Raw genomic sequence first — 17,669 nt, forward strand, 5'->3', positions numbered from 1 at the left:
TCAGAACAGCCCGGTCACACTACAATTGATCCCCAAGATCAATCGCTTAACACACTCAACCCGTCAGAACCATAAAACAATGGGGTGAGAGCTGAAAATCCTGCTCCCGTAGCTCAGAAAAACCCCGCCGGAGCGAAGTAAATCAGCGAAAAAACACGCCAGAGCTTAATGCATGCAGCAGAAAGCGCCGTGCTTAACGTCTTTCATCATCGTGTCGAAATCCTTCCCGCGCATTTCAATCAAAGTTTGGTGGTCTCCAGCTTCGAACCAAACCCTGTCGAGGCCAGTGAGACTGTTGTCCACAACAGTCGGCAGATCATAGGCATCGCCCACAGGTGGTATCGCGCCAAGGGCGCAATCATCAAACAATTCGCGCATTTCGGATTCAGGAGCTAAACCAAGGCGCCGATCCATCATCGATTGCAGAGCTGTGAGGTCGACCTGATGGTTGCTGGGCAGCACTGCAAGTATGGGCCCCTCTTCCATGTGTATTAAGACGGATTTGGCAAGGTGGTCGCCGGGAACATGTGCCGCTTCAGCACATTCGCTTGCAGTAGCGGCATAGGGATGCGGGACAGTATCAAACGGAAGCCCCTGGGAGTCCAAATGGTGTTTCAGACGAGATGCAATAGTCATGGTGCCCTCCATTTCATAGAAGGCGTCCCGGACGCGAAGCGTGTCACGGTGCGCACCCAGGGCGCAATTTTGTGTATGAGCTCATATTGTGCGCCCAATCAGTCGATCCGGCAAGGGGGGTGCAGTCGCAATGATCAACCCTGATGTAGGCTGTTCAAGTATTAAAGAAGGTTGGGAGGGCTCTGCTTACCTTGTTTGTTGCGGTGATGAGGTTGCCATGCATATCTAGCACATGGCTCTTGGCGTCCTGATCGTATGAGACGACAACGCGTGTCAAAAAATTCTTGCAGCCTGCCCCTCGCTCTGCCCGACACGCCTTAATCGGGACGAGGCGCGGCGAGATTGTCGATATACTTATAAACTTAGGGCCCGAAGCCTGATACTGAACCAGTCATGCCTGTTTAAATTTGACTAGTTTGAGCATTTATTTGGCTTCAAGCACCTTTCGCGCCACACGGAAGCATTCCAGCGCCTGGGGTACACCGCAATAGATGCCGATCACGTGGATGATGGCCCTGATTTCCTCTTTCGAGACGCCATTGTTAATCGCGCCTTTGCAGTGGATTTCCCATTCGTGCATCTTCCCCAGCGCGCCGATCATCGACAGGTTCATCATCGATCGGGTCTTGGCGTCGATCACGCTGTCGCCCCAGCCAAAGCCCCAGCACCAGGCTGTCATGGCCTCCTGAAACGGGCGCGTAAAGTCATCCGCGGACGCCAGGTTCTTTTCTACATATTCGGCCCCGAGCGTGCCTTTGCGTTGCTCCAACCCTTTGAGGAACAGGTCTTCGTCGAAAATGTCTGCCATTTGGGGCCTCCGGTTCTTTAGCGCGTCAGACGATGTTTGTAGAGGTGATCATAGTGCGGTTTCATCCGGCGATGCACCTGTTTGACCCGATCAGGCGCCTCTTCGATTGACACATATTTGCGAGGTTGCGGCGCCAACCCGGTCGAGTTCGCGAGATTGGCGTGAAACGACCCGCCATCCCACCAGCTATGTGCCGAAGGATCGCCACCGGCTTCCCAGGTCAAGGCGTCTTCGACAAAAGGAATGCCCACTGCGTCACAGAATTTCTCTGTCATTGCACGGGGGTCTTCCAGCAGATCATCGCTGTCAATCACAGGCGGAGGGGTGCCGTTCAGGGCGGTTAGCAAGTCGAATAAGGCGCGCTGTTCGGGGAAGCCAACCTCTCCTTCTGCGAAGTCTGGCCAACGCTTGAACATCGAGGTGATCGTTTTGGCCGGGTCGCGGATCAGGAAGGCATGATTGAAGTGGGACAGGAATTCGGCATCCCACATATGGTTGATGTAGTGCGGAAAGTCCTTGATGAAGACCGGCGCATTTTCGGCGCGGGCCTTGATGTTCTGCCACACTTTCCCAAGCGTCAGACCGGGCGTTGTGACATCCCCCGGTTTGAACCGGTGCCAAAGTGGGTCTTCTCCCTGATACCACGCCTCGCCGAAGGGTTCGTGCAGGCAATCCAGATCGCCGCGCTGGCGCATCATCCATTCAAAGGCCGTTGAAGTGGATCGGGGCACCGCCCAAAGCGCGAGTATTTTGTGCATGGGTTTCAGCCCTCTTTGATCTACAGGCTTTTCAGAAGCCGACCCAATGGTGTCGCGGGCCGCAAGTCAAGGGATCTGAAGATGCGCCAATAGAGCGCGATGTCGTGGCCGACTACAGGTTTACCCAAGGCGGCCTCCAGATCGTCTACCAAATGCAGGGGGCGTTGTGGCAGACCGTTCGGACCCGTGCGGAAGTTGCACATGCCGTTGATAAGGATCGCATCGGCCCTCGGGGCTTGCTCGGCAACGTATTCGAAGCTTTTGAGCGCCAGATCGCCTTCAAAGACCCAGCGATAACTGTTCACATCATCTTGGCTGGCAAACCATCCCTGATCGTGGAAATTGCCGGCATACAAAACATCGAACCCGGCTTCTTGAAGGAATCCGACTGTGCCTTGCCACCAATTCGGCCAATGATAGGCAGCGTTCAACGCTACCTTCTCCACATTCATTTCGCGCAGCGCTTCGATCATGGCGTATCCTGCCATATGAAACTGCGTGCCGTATTTGTCGGACAGATCCGCGCAATGCTGTCGTACGCCTTCAACGCCCAGCCCGCAGGCATGCACCCAGTTCGACCCGACCTGACCGCACACATCGACGCCGTTTCGGGACATGCAGTGGACAAAATCCTCAAGCATCCCGAAATTCTGTTTTCGCTGATCCAGCCCATGCACATAGTCGGGGACATGCAGCATCCAGCCATGTACCCCTACGGTGCCCGGGCTGATGCGCAGGAAATCGGATGGAGCCGCATCGAAGTCGAACGGTGGAGAGGTAAAGCCCACCTGATGCGGAAATAGCTTGTGCTCCGGTCGCCAGTCTTCGGGCATCAGCATGGGTGGATCACCTTGATCATCAGTCCACCGCCTCACGCATCCATTGTTGTAACCGGGCAATCGAGTGTTCCGACATCACACCGCATCTGGGGTCCAGCACCAGTGGACCTGGGCGATAGCCACGGGATTTCAGGCCCCGGTGAACGCTTTCGACCAGATGGATATCTTCTTCGACCGTGGTTTCACGATCCTGCACGGCCAATTGACGGATCACCGCACTTTCCGACCCGCCTTCGGTATACCAGCCGCGCCACACGGTGCAGTGATCGGCATCGACCGCGCGCCAGTGGTATGTATTCAGCACATTGCCCGGGTAGCATTGGAATGAAAACATCGGCCACAGGAACCACGACTGATAATCACCTGCATGAGACACCGACATGTCGATGGGATAGGTCATCTTGTCGAGGCTCTGGCATTCCGTCGTGTGGCGCAGCACGTAGCCGCCGCTTGGATCGGGTTGAATGTCATAGGTCTCGGGTTTGACCACGCCTTCGGCAAAGGTCGGGTGGTTAGTCGGGCAATGATAACATTCCGAGTAATTCTCGATACTGACCTTCCAGTTGCAGTTTTCCGGAATCTCAACCCATTCCAGCGGTTCCAGATCGTCGATATGAGGCACGAAGGCGCGGATTTCTTCGCGCACGCCGGGGTACCATTCGTCCATTGGTGCGGCGTCATCGTCGAGATTGACGAAGATGAAGCCGTTGAACACTTCGGTCCGGACAGAGGTCAGGCAGATGGTGCTACGGTCAAAGCCAGGGACGGATTTGATGTTGGGCCCTGCGCGCAGCTGGCCGGACAATTCATATGTCCACGCGTGGTAGGGGCAGACGACGACGCGGGTGTTTCCGGCGCCGGTGACCATCTCGTGCGCTCGATGCTGACAAACGTTGTAAAAGGTGCGGATTTCTCCGTCGCGACCCCGAATGCAGAACAGGCTCTGCCCGGCAATCGTGAAGGCAAAGTAGTCCCCTGTTTCGCGGACTTGCGCCACGTGTCCGGCGAATTGCCATGTTCGGGCCAGAAGGCCCTGCATCTCTTGCGTGAAAATCGCAGGGTCGGTGTAGTATCGCGCATCAAGCGAACGTGTCAGCGGGGCGTTCATTCGGGCTCCTCTGCGTAAAGGCCAAGCTGGTGCCTGCGTTGGTGAAACTGTTCCACCCGTTCGACGATCTCATCGCTGGAAACCGCGATCACGAAGGACAGCAGCGTTTCCAACAAAGCGATGGTAGATACGGAGGACGGGAAGAATTGCGGCGTGTCAGCAGCGACGACAAAGCCATGCTGCGCGTTCAGGATTACTGGGCTGGCGGGGCTGTCGGACAGGCCGATGACAGTCAGACCCTGCTGCCGCGCCAGTTTAATTGCGTCGATCACTTCGGTCCGGTAGGGGTGGCAGGTGATGGCGATCAGCACATCCTGTTCGTCGGCCCAGGCCAGATCGTCGACCGGGGTCGAGCCGGGGCGAGGGATGGCGTGAAATTGCTTCATGCCCGTAGAGGCCAGATAGGTAAAGTTGCGCGCGTTCGCGTTATTGACGCCAACGCCCAGCGTGAAGATCTGGCGACAATTCCAGATATCCTCGGCGGCGGCTTTCAGTCGGTCGGCGTCGATTCCGGCAAAGGTGTCTTCGATGTTGCGGATCGCGGCGCCGATCATATCGGCATAAAGGCCGCCCAGCTCACCCGACTTGCCAATGGTCTGCAACCAGCGCGCGCGATCGGGAAACGACACGGTGCCTTGGCGAATCGCGTCGCGAAATGGGGCGCGAAAATCCTCGTAGCCTTCGAAGCCCACCTGCCGAGCCATCCGCACGAAGGTGTTGGGTTTCACATTGGCAGCCTCGGCAATCTCGCGCACGGTCGAAACCCCTACATCCGTGGGGTTTTCCAGCACGTAACGCGCGGCTTTCTGTGCCTCGGGCGTCAGGGCGTCCCACTCTTCGGTGAGGCGGTCGAGAACGATTGATGATACATTTGTGTCATTCATGATTGACGATGGTACATTTGTGGAATTAGCCTGTCGAGCAGAAACGCGACTCGGGAAGAGGAAAAATCATGTCCGAGAAGAATCTGCCGTCACATGCCCGCGTGGTGATCGTGGGCGGAGGTGTCATGGGGGTCGGTCTGGCCTATCATCTGGCGCATGAAGGGTGGGGCGAGGATACTGTCCTGCTGGAAAAGGCTGAACTGACCAGCGGCAGCACCTGGCATGCGGCAGGGCAGATCACACATTCAACATCGAGCTTTGGGCTGGGCAAATGTGTGGACTACAACATCGGTTTGTATTCAGGTGCGCTTGAGGCAGAGACCGGCCAGCCGGTGACATGGCATGGCTGCGGATCGTTCCGACTGGCCTATACTGAGGATGAGATGGACTGGTTGCGCCACACCCTGTCCGTTGGTCGCTCGCTTGGGTTCAATATCGAATTAGTCGGCCCCGAAAAGGTGGCGGAGCTGCACCCGTTCTACAATCTCGACGGCGTGTTGGGCGCGCTGCATACGCCCGACGATGGCCATGTGGACCCGACAAACGTCACCATGGCGATGGCAACAGGCGCGCGTCAAAAGGGTGTGCGCATCTTCCGCAACTGCCGGGCCACCAACATTACGCAGGTCGGCAATGGCGAATGGGTGGTAGAGACCGAACAGGGCACCATAACTTGTGAACATGTGGTGAACGCGGGCGGCACCTATGCCCGTCAGATGGGCGAATGGTCGGGACTACAACTGCCCATGACTTCGATGACCCACCATTACTTCGTGACCGAGCCGGTGCCGGAGTTCCAGAACCTGGACACCGAACTGCCGGTGATCCGCGACGATCGCAAAGTCTCGGGCTATATCCGGATGGAGCAGCAGCGCGGGCTGATCGGGATTTACGAAAAAGAGAACCCGAACTCGGTCTGGCATGATCATTGCCCCTGGGAATACGAAAACTGGTTGTTCGATGCGGACTACGACCGGGTGATGCCGTGGCTTGAAGAAAGCCTGAACCGGATGCCGATCTTTGCTGAACTGGGCATTCAACGCGACGTACATGGCGCGATTTCGCATCCCCCCGATGGCAACCCGTTGATCGGCCCTGCGCCGGGTGTTCGGAACTATTGGTGTTGTTGCGGAACGCAGATCGGCATCGGCTGGGGGCCAGGTCTGACCCGCGAGCTGGCGCGCTGGATGGTGCATGGGGCGGCGGATATTTCGATGCGCGAATTCGACCCGCGCCGGTTTGGGGCGTATGCCAACAAGGACTGGCAGGTGATCAAGGCTGAGGAAGACTACTGCCTGCGCCATGAAATCCCTTTCCCGCATTTCAATCGCCTGGAAGGCCGCCCGATCAAGCCGTCGCCGCTGTATGAACTGCTGAACTCCAAAGGCGCGGTGCATGAGGAGGTGTATGGTTTTGAGCGCCCCCGCTGGTTCGCACGGGACGGGGTCGAACAGCGCGATCACTATTCCTTCCGCCGCACGCCGGCAGACGACATGGTCGCAGCTGAGGTCAAAGCGGTCCGCGAACGCGTCGGTATCATGGATGTCACCGCTTTCACCAAGGTCGAGGTCTCTGGCCCGGACGCCTATGCCTTGCTGGACCGGTTGACCGCCAACCGGATGCCGCAAAAGGTCGGTTCCATCACACTGACGCATATGCTGAACCGACGCGGGCGGATCGAATTGGAGACGACGATTGTCCGCATGGCAGAGGACCGCTTCTATCTGGTCTGTGCAGCTTTCTTTGAACAACGCCTACTGGATCATCTGGCACACCAGTGTGCTGATGAGGATGTGCAGATCACCGCTCTGTCTGCCGACTGGTCGGCCTTGTCACTGAACGGTCCCCGGTCACGCGACGTACTGTCCCGCTGCACTGATGCCGATCTGACCAATGCTGGGTTCCGCTGGCTGTCGGCACAGGAGATCACCGTCGCAGGCCACAAGGTCTGGGCCTTCCGCATGTCTTACGCAGGTGAACTGGGATGGGAATTACATATGCCTAACGGCGCCTGTCTTGACGTCTATAATGCGCTTTGGGCTGCGGGTCAGTCGCATGGAATCACCGACTATGGCAGCTTTGCCATGAACGTGATGCGGATGGAGAAGGGCTTCAAAGGTGCGGGTGAGTTGACCAACGAGGTCACACTGGCCGAGGCTGATGTGCTGCGCTTTGCGCGCACAGACAAGGAGTATCTGGGCAAAGACAAAACCCTGAATTCTGACCTGCCCTGGATCTGCGCCTATCTTGAGATTGAACCCGACGGAGAGATCGACGGCCATGGCGGCGAAGCGGTCATGTTGGATGGCCGCGTCGTGGGCTCGACGGCTTCGGTGGCTTATGGCCATACGGTCAGTAAGATTCTGGCCTTTGCCTATATCAAGCCCGAAGCCGCAACCCCCGGCACCGCGTTGCAGGTCGTGATCCACGGCAAACCCCGCGTAGCCCGCGTGTTGGGTGAACCTGCCTATGACCCCGACAGCCTGCTGCCCCGTACCGACGCCATGCTGGAGACTGCACAATGAGCCTGCCCGATACAATGAAAGCTATGGTCACGATGGGCCATGGTGGCCTTGAACAAATGGTGTTGCATGAGGACTGGCCGCGCCCGGAACCCGCTGCGGGCGAGGTGCTGATCAAGGTCGCCGCCTGTGGTTTGAACAATACCGACGTGAACACACGCTCGGGTTGGTATTCCAAAACGGTGACGGATGCGACAACGGGTGGCGCGTTTGAAGAAGTGGGCGAAGATGACCCGACATGGGGCGGCGCGCCAATTACGTTCCCGCGCATTCAGGGCGCCGATATCTGCGGTCAGATCGTGGCCGTCGGCGATGGTGTCGACAGCGCCCGCATTGGTGAACGCGTGATCACCGATGGCTGGCTGCGCGATCCGAACGATCCAGGCAACAAGGACAAGACCGGATACTATGGGTCCGAGCGGGACGGCGGATTTGCCGAATACGCCACGACGCTTGCGGTGAATGCGGTGCCGATCAAATCAGACCTCACGGATGCGGAGCTGGCGACGTTTTCCTGCTCGTATTCGACCGCCGAAGGCATGCTGACCCGCGCCAACGTGACCGACAAGGACACCGTGTTGGTGCCGGGCGCCTCGGGTGGCGTTGGTGGGGCACTGGTGCAATTGGCCAAACGGCGCGGCGCGCGTGTGATCGCAATGGCGTCCGAGACCAAGCACGCAGACGTCGCCAAATTAGGCCCCGACAGGATTTTGCCCCGTGCGCCGGAAAACCTTCGCGCGGCTTTGGGGTCAGAAAAGATTACCGTAGTTGCCGATGTGGTCGGTGGCCCCTATTGGCCGAACCTGATCGACAGTCTGGAACGCGGCGGGCGCTATACTTGTTCGGGTGCGATCGCGGGGCCGATGGTCGAGTTTGATCTGCGTACTTTCTACCTGCGCGACTTGACCTTCACAGGTTCGACCGTGATCGACCCGCAAGTCATGCAAAACCTCGTGAAATACATCGAGGTCGGAGAGATCAAGCCTGCGTTGGCGGCTACCTATCCATTGGAAGAATTGCGTGAGGCACAGGCGGCCTTTATCGCCAAACAACACACAGGCAACATCGTGGTGATCCCGTGACAATGGACGACGTTCTAGAGGCCGCCCGGCAGCTGCATCAATCCCACCCTGATCTTTCAGGTTTTGGTGCCTGGCCTGACGATCTTGTAGCGACAGGTTTGGAACCAAACCAAATCCCGGCAGTGGAGTTGGTTCAGCAAACTGAATTCCCGACCGGCGACGCCACGCAATCCCTGTCCGATGCAATCAGGGCAACCGCACATCTGGCGCAATGGAAGCACACCTATACCGAAGAAGAGGTGGGGGCCGATTTCCTAAACCGCTTCGGCTATTATGAATTGTTCGGGCCAACCGGGCATTTCCACTCGACCCAATTGCGCGGCTACGTCGCCTATTGGGGGGCAGGTTTGAATTATGATTGGCACAGCCATCAGGCAGAAGAGCTGTATTTGATCGTAGGGGGCGGGGCGAGTTTTCGCATCGAAGGGAACGAAACCTATATCGGTCCCAACCAGACACGCCATCACCTCAGTTGGCAAAGCCATGCGATGACCACAATAGATGAGCCGATCCTGACCTTCGTTCTTTGGCGCGGCGAGGGAATGGGCGATTTGCCACGAATGGATGCCGCATGAAGATTACCCGTGTGCGCGTGTTCCAGACCGGTCTGCCTTATGTGGGCGGTGCCTACGTTTGGGGGGCGGGCAACGCGATTGAAACCGCAACTGCGTCAGTCGTCGTCATCGACACAAATGCGGGTCTGCAGGGGTGCGGAGAATTCACGCCTTGTGGTGAGAACTATATGGTTGCGCATTCCGAAGGCGTCGCCGCGCTGGCCCGGTTAGTTGCTCCGTCGCTGTTGGGCGAGGACCCGCGACAGGTGGGGCGCATCGAACAGCTTATGGATCATTTGATTCAGGGACATGGGTACGCAAAGGCTCCGTTTGATGCCGCGTGCTGGGACATTCTGGGGCAGGCTTGTGATCAACCGGTTTGGATGCTGCTGGGTGGTAAGCTGACCGACGGCGCGCCGATGTATCGCGTCGCGCCTCAGAAAGCGGTTGATGAGACGGTCGCCGAAATGAACCGGTACCGCGAGCAGGGGTACCGGCAGTTTCAGATTAAGGTCGGCAGCGACTGGGTCACGGATATTGACCGTATCCGGACGACACTGCCTTTGCTTCAACCTGGTGAAAAGGCGATGGCCGATGCCAATCAGGGCTGGCGCGTTGACAACGCGATCCGGGTGGCGCGCGCAACGAGCGATCTGGATTACATTCTGGAACAGCCCTGCCGCACCTATGAAGAATGCCAGCAGGTACGCCGCGTGGCCAAGCAACCTATGAAGCTGGATGAATGCCTGACTAGTATGCACATGGCGCAGCGCATCGTCGCGGATCGCGGGGCCGAGATCTGCTGTCTCAAAATCTCGAACCTTGGTGGGCTAAGCAAGGCGCGGCGGGTGCGGGACTATCTGGTCGAAAACCGCATTCCGATGGTCAGCGAAGACACATGGGGTGGGGAAATTGCGACATCGGCTGTCGCCCATTTTGCTGCCTCGACCCCGTCCGACTACCTGCAAAACACGACCGATCTGATGAACTACAACACGCGTTCTACCGGAATCGGCGGACCAATGTCGCGGAATGGCAAGCTCTACGCCTCGGATGTACCAGGAATGGGTGTAGTGCCCGATTTCGAAAGCCTCGGTGCGCCTGTTGAGGAGTTTAGATTATGAGACCGCAAGCTGTTGCAACCCAGATGATTGATGACGCGCGTGTGCGGGTGACGCGCTTTGACTTTGCCCCCGACGCTGAAACTGGCTGGCACCGTCACGCGATGGATTACGTCATCATGGCTGTCACCGATTGCCAGATGCGGTTGGAGTTGCCTGATGGAACGGCCAACGAAGTGACAGTTCCCGCTGGAACCGCCTATCGCCGCGACGAAGGGGTGGAACATAACGTCATCAACGCTGGGGATACCCCCATGTCCTTTGTCGAGGTGGAGTTGAAATGAAGATCACCCGCCTTTCGGTCTATCACGTCGATTTGCCGTTAGAGCATCCCTATTGGCTGTCTGGTGGGCGGCTGAAATTCGACGTGCTGGATGCGACGCTGGTTAAGGTGGAAACTGATGCCGGGCTGATCGGCTGGGGCGAGGGCACTCCTTGGGGTCACACCTATGTGCCTGCGCATGGGCCGGGCATTCGCGCGGGCATTCAAACCATGGCGCCGTTCATTCTGGGCCTTGATCCGCGACGAGTGCTGGATGTGGAACGGGCAATGGATACCGCGCTGCCCGGACATCTCTATGCCAAAAGCCCGATCGACATGGCGTGCTGGGACATCGCAGGTCAGGCGGCCGGCCTGCCGATTGCTGATCTGATGGGTGGGGGGTCGCGGACGCCGTGTCCTATTGCATCCTCGGTCGGGGCCAAGACTGTGGAAGAAACCCGTGAGGTCATGGAGCGGTATCGCAACCGCGGCTACGTTGCCCATTCGGTAAAGATCGGCGGTGACGTCGAACGTGACATTACTCGTGTGCGCGACGTGGAGAGCATTCGGCGACCGGGTGAGATCGTCCTATATGACGTCAACCGTGGCTGGACCCGGCAACAGGCCCTGCAAGTAATGAGTGCCTGCGAGGATCTGAACGTCATTTTTGAACAGCCCGGTGAGACGCTGGATGATATTGCCGCGATCTCGGGCCGTCATGCCTCACCCGTGTCGGTAGATGAAAGCCTGGTCACCTTGCAGGACGCCGCGCGGATTGCCCGTGACGGGCTGGCCGAGGTGTTCGGGATCAAACTGAATCGCGTCGGCGGTCTGACCAAAGCAGCTCGGATGCGAGATATCGCGCTGGCGCACGGAATCGACATGTTCGTGATGGCCACTGGCGGCTCGGTTCTGGCCGATACCGAGGCACTGCATCTTGCCTCTACCATCCCGGACGAAAATTGCCACGCGGTCTGGGCTTGTCAGGATATGATCACGGTTGATATCGCCGCCGGGCGCGGGCCGCGTAACATCGAAGGTCACCTGCACCTTCCGGAAACACCGGGGCTTGGTGTTCATCCCGACGAAGAGGCGCTTGGCGATCCGGTTGGAGTTTATCAATGAGGATCACCAAGATAACGCTCTGGTCCGTCGATCTGACCAGTCACGAGACCTACCACATGGCCGAGGGTAAGACCTGTGCCACAGTTAAAACCCATGTTCTGTGTCTGGAAACGGATACCGGCCTGAAAGGTTGGGGCGAGGTCTGCCCGATCCCCCATTACCTGCCAGCCTTTGCTGATGGCGTGCCGGGGGCAGTGGCGGAAATGGGACCGCAGATCATAGGGGTTTCCCCGTTTGGCGTCGACGCTCCGATGCGTAAACTGGACGGGTTCTTGCAAGGGCATCTTTATGCCAAATCCATTGTCGACATTGCCCTGTGGGACCTGTTTGGTCAGGCCACGGGCCAACCGATCTATGCTTTGCTGGGCGGGCGGACGCGGAAGGACATGCCGCTCTATCATTCGATCACCTGTATCCCGCCAGACGACATGGCGCGGATCGCCAAAACCGCTTATCAAACCGGCATTCGCCAGTTTCAGGTCAAGCTGGGGGTTGAGGGCGACTGGCAGGCCGATGCGGAACGTCTGATCAAAGTGCGTGAGGCCGTGGGACCGGGCCCTCTGGTCTATGGCGACTGGAACTGTGGCGCGTCGCGGTTGCAAGCCACACGCACGGGGCGGGCCGTTGCGCATCTGGACGTGATGCTGGAGCAGCCGTGTAAAACGCTGGAAGACTGCGCTGCTGTGCGACAGGCCACCGGCTTGCCGATGAAGATTGACGAAAACGCCTTTGATCTGGCCTCGCTGTTGCGGGCGCATGAACTGGGGTGCATGGATGCGGTTGCGTTGAAATTGTCCAAATTTGGCGGCTTGTCGGCCATGCGCCGCGCGCGGGATCTGACCGTTCATCTGGGGGCAGAAATTTGCGCTGAATGCACCTGGGGGTCGGATATCGTTACGACCGCATCGTTGCACTTTGCGGCGTCGACGCCGCATGGATCATTGCTGAATACCTGTGACCTGTCGTCCTATGTGACCCCTCGCCTTTGCAAGGATGCACCAAATCGTGAAAACGGCCGGATTGCTCCGCCCGAAGGTTCAGGATTAGGTGTTTCACCTGACCCGGAAGTTCTTGGTTCCCCGATATTGGAGATCGTTTGAGATGCTGAAGATAGGCACACAATCCGAATGGATCGACCGCGCCAATGCAGTTCTGCCCGCCGGAGGGTTCGGCAATTTCGACCCAGGCATCATCATTGCCCGCGGCGAAGGCAGCCGTGTCTGGGATGAGGACGGCAATGAATATATCGACTATCTGATCGGGTCGGGCCCCATGCTGTTGGGCCATGGCCACCCCGAGGTGATGGAGGCCGTGCTGGAGCAATTGCCCAAAGGCATGACCTTCTTTGCCAACAACGCCAAAGGCATTGAACTGGCCGAGGCGATCATCGATGCGGTGCCTTGTTGCGAACAGGTGCGGTTTGTCGCCTCGGGCGGTGAGGCGGACATGTATGCGATCCGTCTGGCCCGCGCCTATACGGGGAGCAGCAAGATTCTGAAATTCGAAGGTGGCTATCACGGCATGAGCGCCGAGGCACAGATGAGTCTTGCACCCAGCCGGCAGGTCAACTTTCCGCAAGCCGTGCCAGACAGTGCCGGTATCCCTGACAGCGTGGCCGAACAGGTGTTGGTTGCCCCTTTTAATGACCTTGAGGCGGTGGCCGCCCTGTTGGACGAAAACAATGACGTCGCTGCGATCATGGTTGAGCCGTTGCAACGGATCGTGCCGCCTGAACCCGGTTACCTGCAGGGCTTGCGCGATCTGTGCGACAAGCACCACGTTCTTCTGATCTTTGACGAGATCGTCACCGGGTTCCGCCTGGCCTATGGCGGCGCGCAAGAAAAATACGGCGTGACGCCCGATATCTGCACTTTGGGCAAAGCTACAGGCGGCGGCTTCCCTCTGGCCGCGCTGGGTGCCAGCGCCGAGATTATGAAGCATTTCAACAAGGCGCAGGTCGGCGAAGAAGGCTGGCTGATGCAGTTGGGCACCTTGTCTGGCAATCCGGTGGCTTCGGTTGCAGGTTTGAAAACCCTCGAGGTTTTGCGGCGCGACGGCGTTTATGACCAGCTGCGCGCAACTGGGTTGGCATTGCAGCAGATGCAGGTCGACGCGCTGACCAAGGCGGGTATTCCGCATCAGGTCGTCGGAGATGAAACGCTGTTCGATATCTATTTCACCGATAGGGCTTGTCGCGACTACCGCAGCGCCAGACATGACGATCCACAACGAAATACCCTCTACAACGATACGTTGCGCGCAAATGGGATCTTCAAATCTCCGGGCAAGCTGTATCCGTCATTGGCCGTGACCGAAGCCGATCTGGAACAGACCCGGGCGGCTGTTGAAAAAGCTGTACAGGCGATCAGTGCAGCCTGAACGATTGATCTGAAATGAAATGGGCCGCTGTCAAAATATGACAGCGGCCCTAACCGATTAGTGATTTGGTGCAGTCTCGCCCCCTCGAATACCACTTAAGCGAATATACTGAAAAAACTTTCGACTTTATCGAGATTGCCCCTTCACCACATCGGTATGACACCTTGATGCCAGATCGGAATGCAATCTACAGTGAAGTAATTCACATTACTCAAATTTTTCTCAACTTCTCCAATCGAAGAAGCCCGGACCTGCTTGTTTCAACAGTGTTTGTGCCATGACGCGGCCCATCTCGGGGCCGTCGGAAATCGTGCTAGTTTGGTCATCGGCAAACGCCTCGGACCCATCGGGGCGCAGCACTTCGCCGCGCAGGCGCAGTCGTCCGCCTTGCACTTCGGCAAGACCCGCGATGGGGGTTTCGCAGGACCCGTCCAGGGCCGCCAGCAGGGCGCGTTCAGCGGCCAGGCGCTGACCCGTCTCGGTATGGTGGATTGCTTCGAGCATACCCGCTGCACGGGAATCGTCGCTACGACGCTCGATACCGATGGTGCCCTGTGCAATTGCGGGCAGCATGTCCTCGGGGGCGATGGCCGTGGCGGGAACCTCGGCCATGTTCAAGCGGCGGATGCCTGCCATGGCCAGAAAGGTGCAGTCCGCCACGCCGTCGGCCAGTTTCTTCAGGCGGGTCTGCACATTGCCGCGAAATTCGACCACATTCAGATCAGGCCGTCGGTTCAGCAATTGCGCCCTGCGGCGGAGCGATGAGGTGCCGACCACGGCACCCTGCGGCAGATCGTGGATCGAGGTCAGGCTGGGCGAAATAAACGCGTCGCGCACATCTTCGCGCGGCAAGAACGTGTCCAGCACTAGACCTGTGGGCTGTTCCACCGGCATGTCCTTGGTGGAATGCACCGCGATGTCGATATCGCCGCGCAGCATCGCCTCTTCAATTTCTTTGGTGAACAGGCCCTTGTTGCCGATCTCTTTCAGCGGGCGGTCCGCGTCGATCATGGCGCGGTTGTCGCCGGTGGTCTTGATCACCACGATCTCGAACGCCTCGTCCGGCAAGTCAAATGCAGTGCCCAGCCGTTGCCGGGTTTCGTATGCTTGCGCCAGCGCCAGAGGCGAACCACGGGTGCCAATCTTCAGCGGTGAGTCGGGGGAAGGCAGGGTCAGTGTCATGCGCCAAGCTTTAGTCGCGTCACATTGCCCTGACAATGGGGGGACACCTTGACAAATTGCCGCCGAAGGATGACCCGTTGCGACAAACCAGACGATTGGGGGCAAAGATGGCCGAGACAAAGAAACTGCTGCGGGCACTGGCGGGTGAGGTGCAGGATGTGCCGCCGATCTGGATGATGCGTCAGGCCGGGCGGTATCTGCCCGAGTATCGCGCAACCCGCGCGCAGGCTGGGGATTTTCTGTCGCTATGCTACAACCCTGAACTGGCGGCCGAGGTGACGCTGCAGCCGATCCGCCGCTATGGGTTCGACGCAGCGATCCTGTTTGCCGATATCCTGCTGGTACCGCAGGCGCTGGGCGCGGATTTGTGGTTTGTCACCGGAGAAGGCCCGCGTCTGTCGACCATCACGCAAGCTTCGGAATTCGATGCGCTGAAACCGGTCGAGGATATCCATGAAACGCTGTCGCCGGTTTATGAGACGGTGAGCATCCTGTCGCGCGAATTGCCGTCCGAGACCACTCTGATTGGATTCGCGGGCGCGCCCTGGACCGTTGCGACATATATGATTGCCGGGCGCGGCACGCCGGATCAGGGGCCCGCGCATGCACTGCGCGAGGAAAACACCGCCCTGTTCGAGGCACTGTTGGAGCGTATTACGCTGGCGACCATCGAATACCTCTCGGCGCAGATCGAGGCCGGGGCTGAAGTGGTCAAGATCTTTGACAGCTGGGCCGGGTCACTGAAAGGGGATGCGTTCCGGAAATATGCGCTTGAGCCTTGTCGTGTGATCACGCAGGCCATAAAGGAACGCCATCCCGATATCCCGGTGATTGGTTTCCCGCGAGAGGCCGGGGATGGCTATATCGGATTTGCCAAGGCAACGGGTGTAGACTGTGTCGCGTTGGACAATTCGGTTTCGCCTGAATGGGGGGCCAAGCATGTGCAGGTGGATGGCTGTGTTCAGGGCAATCTGGCCTCGTCCCATATGGTGTCCGGAGGTCAGGCTTTGGTGGATGAGACGCGCCGGATTGTCGAGGCGTTCTCAAAAGGACCACATATTTTCAATCTGGGTCACGGGATCACGCCGGATGCTGACCCTGCGAATGTGCAGCTGATGATCGATACAGTTCGCGGGCGGTAACCAGGAAGGGGCCAGCCCCCATCTTGGCCTGTGGCCAATTCATCCCCCGAGGTATCTTTAGCCAGATGAAGAGGCGGATCGGCGAAGAGTTTCGAGCTCCGCCCGAATTTCCACACTGTGTTCGCCACGGGCCGGGCTTGGTTTCGGCGCCCACGCATGGTTGGAAAATCTCGGGGCGGCGGCGGCCTGAAGGTCACCGTCGATACGCAGCCATGTGTTTCGGGCAGAGTTCATTTCATGAGCCTGTGCCTCAGCCGGGCTGAGAACCGGGGCGACACAGGCATCTGTTCCTGCGAACAGGTTTGCCCAGTGGTCGCGCGGCTTTGCGGCGAATATGGCGGCAAGACTACGGGTTTGCGCGGGCCAGAGTGACGGGTCGAACTGGGGTTCGAAAATCTTGTCGTCGGACAGGCCCATCTTTTGCACGAAAAGCGCATAGAATTTGGGTTCGAGGCATTGGACCGTCACGAACCCGCCGTCGGCACAGGCGTAGGTGCGGCTCCAATGGGGGCCGTCCAGCAGGCTTTGACCGCGTGCGTCAGACAGGTTGCCGGATTGGTTCAGACTCATAAGCAAGTTCATCATATGTGCCGAGCCATCATAAATGGCGGCGTCGACGATGGTGCCTTGGCCCGTGCTCTGCGCGTTCAGAAGCCCGGCCAGAAGGCCAGCGACCAGATACATCGCTCCTCCGCCGATATCACCGACCAGTGTGGCGGGGGTCTGCGGCGGTTGATCGGGGGGTGATCCGTACCAGAGCGCGCCGGACAAGGCGATATAGTTCAGGTCATGTCCGGCCGTGTCCGACAAGGGGCTGTCCTGACCCCAGCCTGTCATCCGGCCGTAGACCAGCTTGGGGTTCATTTCGTGACAGGGTTCGGGACCAAGGCCGAGTTTCTCCATCACTCCGGGGCGAAACCCTTCGATCAGCGCATCAGCCGAGGCGATCAGCCGTTTGGTAACTTCCAGATCGCTCTCGTCCTTCAGGTTCAGATCAACCGACCGTTTTCCGCGATCCAGAACCGAGCGTTCCGGCATGCCAGGTGTTGCCGCCCGTACCTTGCGGTGGATGGTGATGACATCCGCGCCCATATCCGCCAGCAGCATGGCGGCAAAGGGGGCAGGGCCGAGCCCCTCAATCTCGATAATCCGAATACCGTTCAGCATTGCGCCCCTCCGTTTCGGCGCAGGGTTTCGACTTGTACGGTGAATTGCAAGGCCGGAGTTACGTGCAATGGCGCCTTTCCCTACCGCAAAAAAGCGCAGG

At 58.5% G+C, this 17,669-nt stretch carries 17 protein-coding genes; 9 read left to right on the forward strand and 8 right to left on the reverse strand.

Annotated elements, in window-relative coordinates; translation table 11 throughout:
• Positions 1-165: 165 nt before the first annotated feature.
• From ACR0M2_RS13935 to ACR0M2_RS13960, 6 genes are all read right to left on the reverse strand, one after another.
• Complete coding sequence (locus tag ACR0M2_RS13935) at positions 166-636, reverse strand: aminoacyl-tRNA deacylase (protein WP_170361221.1); 471 nt, start codon at positions 634-636, stop codon at positions 166-168.
• A gap of 424 nt (positions 637-1,060) precedes the next feature.
• The gene (locus ACR0M2_RS13940) at positions 1,061-1,444 is read right to left on the reverse strand and encodes a carboxymuconolactone decarboxylase family protein (protein WP_170350759.1); all 384 of its coding nucleotides are present in this window, start codon (positions 1,442-1,444) and stop codon (positions 1,061-1,063) included.
• A 17-nt stretch (positions 1,445-1,461) separates the two neighbouring features.
• Positions 1,462-2,202, reverse strand: coding sequence for a sulfotransferase-like domain-containing protein (locus tag ACR0M2_RS13945; protein ID WP_170412526.1), 741 nt, complete (start codon positions 2,200-2,202; stop codon positions 1,462-1,464).
• 20 nt (positions 2,203-2,222) lie between these two features.
• Positions 2,223-3,041 carry an aspartate racemase/maleate isomerase family protein gene (locus ACR0M2_RS13950; RefSeq protein ID WP_170412528.1) on the reverse strand — a complete coding sequence of 273 codons (819 nt, stop codon included), beginning with the start codon at positions 3,039-3,041 and terminating at the stop codon, positions 2,223-2,225.
• 19 nt (positions 3,042-3,060) lie between these two features.
• A complete protein-coding gene (locus tag ACR0M2_RS13955) occupies positions 3,061-4,149 on the reverse strand; it encodes an aromatic ring-hydroxylating oxygenase subunit alpha (protein WP_170412531.1) in 1,089 nt (362 codons plus the stop codon).
• A complete protein-coding gene (locus ACR0M2_RS13960; RefSeq protein WP_480705596.1) occupies positions 4,146-5,033 on the reverse strand; it encodes a MurR/RpiR family transcriptional regulator in 888 nt (295 codons plus the stop codon). Before ACR0M2_RS13960 ends, ACR0M2_RS13955 begins: the two co-directional genes overlap by 4 nt.
• Before the next feature lie 68 nt (positions 5,034-5,101).
• Here ACR0M2_RS13960 and ACR0M2_RS13965 point away from each other — a divergent pair, with 68 nt between their 5' ends.
• The 8 genes from ACR0M2_RS13965 to ACR0M2_RS14000 are packed head-to-tail and all read left to right on the forward strand — an operon-like array spanning position 5,102 to position 14,078.
• Positions 5,102-7,558, forward strand: coding sequence for an FAD-dependent oxidoreductase (locus ACR0M2_RS13965; RefSeq protein ID WP_480705598.1), 2,457 nt, complete (start codon positions 5,102-5,104; stop codon positions 7,556-7,558).
• The gene (locus ACR0M2_RS13970) at positions 7,555-8,637 is read left to right on the forward strand and encodes an alcohol dehydrogenase family protein (RefSeq protein WP_480705600.1); all 1,083 of its coding nucleotides are present in this window, start codon (positions 7,555-7,557) and stop codon (positions 8,635-8,637) included. The genes ACR0M2_RS13965 and ACR0M2_RS13970 overlap by 4 nt, the downstream gene beginning before the upstream one ends.
• A gap of 2 nt (positions 8,638-8,639) precedes the next feature.
• Entirely contained in the window at positions 8,640-9,212 is a 573-nt protein-coding gene (locus tag ACR0M2_RS13975) for a dimethylsulfonioproprionate lyase family protein (RefSeq protein WP_217356060.1), read from the forward strand.
• Positions 9,209-10,315 (forward strand): mandelate racemase/muconate lactonizing enzyme family protein, encoded by a 1,107-nt coding sequence (locus tag ACR0M2_RS13980; RefSeq protein WP_480705602.1) that lies wholly within the window; start codon positions 9,209-9,211, stop codon positions 10,313-10,315. The genes ACR0M2_RS13975 and ACR0M2_RS13980 overlap by 4 nt, the downstream gene beginning before the upstream one ends.
• The gene (locus tag ACR0M2_RS13985) at positions 10,312-10,596 is read left to right on the forward strand and encodes a cupin domain-containing protein (RefSeq protein ID WP_254440242.1); all 285 of its coding nucleotides are present in this window, start codon (positions 10,312-10,314) and stop codon (positions 10,594-10,596) included. Before ACR0M2_RS13980 ends, ACR0M2_RS13985 begins: the two co-directional genes overlap by 4 nt.
• Positions 10,593-11,699, forward strand: coding sequence for a mandelate racemase/muconate lactonizing enzyme family protein (locus ACR0M2_RS13990; RefSeq protein ID WP_170412545.1), 1,107 nt, complete (start codon positions 10,593-10,595; stop codon positions 11,697-11,699). The genes ACR0M2_RS13985 and ACR0M2_RS13990 overlap by 4 nt, the downstream gene beginning before the upstream one ends.
• Positions 11,696-12,799 (forward strand): mandelate racemase/muconate lactonizing enzyme family protein, encoded by a 1,104-nt coding sequence (locus ACR0M2_RS13995; RefSeq protein ID WP_170412548.1) that lies wholly within the window; start codon positions 11,696-11,698, stop codon positions 12,797-12,799. The genes ACR0M2_RS13990 and ACR0M2_RS13995 overlap by 4 nt, the downstream gene beginning before the upstream one ends.
• 1 nt (position 12,800) lies before the next feature.
• Positions 12,801-14,078, forward strand: coding sequence for an aspartate aminotransferase family protein (locus ACR0M2_RS14000; protein WP_480705604.1), 1,278 nt, complete (start codon positions 12,801-12,803; stop codon positions 14,076-14,078).
• A gap of 222 nt (positions 14,079-14,300) precedes the next feature.
• Here the strand turns inward: ACR0M2_RS14000 and hemC are convergent, their stop codons facing one another.
• Positions 14,301-15,260: a hydroxymethylbilane synthase gene (gene hemC, locus ACR0M2_RS14005; protein WP_480705606.1), complete on the reverse strand. Its 960-nt coding sequence runs from the start codon at positions 15,258-15,260 to the stop codon at positions 14,301-14,303.
• A gap of 107 nt (positions 15,261-15,367) precedes the next feature.
• On the opposite strand from hemC, the gene hemE reads away from it, so the two are divergent.
• Positions 15,368-16,402, forward strand: coding sequence for a uroporphyrinogen decarboxylase (gene hemE, locus ACR0M2_RS14010; RefSeq protein ID WP_480705608.1), 1,035 nt, complete (start codon positions 15,368-15,370; stop codon positions 16,400-16,402).
• 57 nt (positions 16,403-16,459) lie between these two features.
• Here hemE and ACR0M2_RS14015 read toward each other — a convergent pair whose 3' ends face one another.
• On the reverse strand, positions 16,460-17,569 hold the full coding sequence (locus ACR0M2_RS14015) for a CaiB/BaiF CoA transferase family protein (protein ID WP_480705610.1): 1,110 nt from the start codon (positions 17,567-17,569) through the stop codon (positions 16,460-16,462).
• Positions 17,570-17,669 lie beyond the last annotated feature (100 nt).

The sequence above is a fragment of the Ruegeria sp. BE10 genome (assembly GCF_056538905.1).

Excerpts from the sequence above, each read along its gene's own strand:
- ACR0M2_RS13960 (WP_480705596.1), bottom strand. The coding sequence starts at position 5,033 with ATGAATGACACAAATGTATCATCAATCGTTCTCGACCGCCTCACCGAA.
- ACR0M2_RS13955 (WP_170412531.1), bottom strand. The coding sequence starts at position 4,149 with ATGAACGCCCCGCTGACACGTTCGCTTGATGCGCGATACTACACCGAC.
- ACR0M2_RS13940 (WP_170350759.1), bottom strand. The coding sequence starts at position 1,444 with ATGGCAGACATTTTCGACGAAGACCTGTTCCTCAAAGGGTTGGAGCAA.
- hemC (WP_480705606.1), bottom strand. The coding sequence starts at position 15,260 with ATGACACTGACCCTGCCTTCCCCCGACTCACCGCTGAAGATTGGCACC.
- ACR0M2_RS13945 (WP_170412526.1), bottom strand. The coding sequence starts at position 2,202 with ATGCACAAAATACTCGCGCTTTGGGCGGTGCCCCGATCCACTTCAACG.
- ACR0M2_RS13990 (WP_170412545.1), top strand. The coding sequence starts at position 10,593 with ATGAAGATCACCCGCCTTTCGGTCTATCACGTCGATTTGCCGTTAGAG.
- ACR0M2_RS14015 (WP_480705610.1), bottom strand. The coding sequence starts at position 17,569 with ATGCTGAACGGTATTCGGATTATCGAGATTGAGGGGCTCGGCCCTGCC.
- ACR0M2_RS13970 (WP_480705600.1), top strand. The coding sequence starts at position 7,555 with ATGAGCCTGCCCGATACAATGAAAGCTATGGTCACGATGGGCCATGGT.
- ACR0M2_RS13985 (WP_254440242.1), top strand. The coding sequence starts at position 10,312 with ATGAGACCGCAAGCTGTTGCAACCCAGATGATTGATGACGCGCGTGTG.
- ACR0M2_RS13980 (WP_480705602.1), top strand. The coding sequence starts at position 9,209 with ATGAAGATTACCCGTGTGCGCGTGTTCCAGACCGGTCTGCCTTATGTG.
- ACR0M2_RS13950 (WP_170412528.1), bottom strand. The coding sequence starts at position 3,041 with ATGCTGATGCCCGAAGACTGGCGACCGGAGCACAAGCTATTTCCGCAT.
- ACR0M2_RS14000 (WP_480705604.1), top strand. The coding sequence starts at position 12,801 with ATGCTGAAGATAGGCACACAATCCGAATGGATCGACCGCGCCAATGCA.
- ACR0M2_RS13975 (WP_217356060.1), top strand. The coding sequence starts at position 8,640 with ATGGACGACGTTCTAGAGGCCGCCCGGCAGCTGCATCAATCCCACCCT.
- ACR0M2_RS13995 (WP_170412548.1), top strand. The coding sequence starts at position 11,696 with ATGAGGATCACCAAGATAACGCTCTGGTCCGTCGATCTGACCAGTCAC.
- hemE (WP_480705608.1), top strand. The coding sequence starts at position 15,368 with ATGGCCGAGACAAAGAAACTGCTGCGGGCACTGGCGGGTGAGGTGCAG.
- ACR0M2_RS13935 (WP_170361221.1), bottom strand. The coding sequence starts at position 636 with ATGACTATTGCATCTCGTCTGAAACACCATTTGGACTCCCAGGGGCTT.
- ACR0M2_RS13965 (WP_480705598.1), top strand. The coding sequence starts at position 5,102 with ATGTCCGAGAAGAATCTGCCGTCACATGCCCGCGTGGTGATCGTGGGC.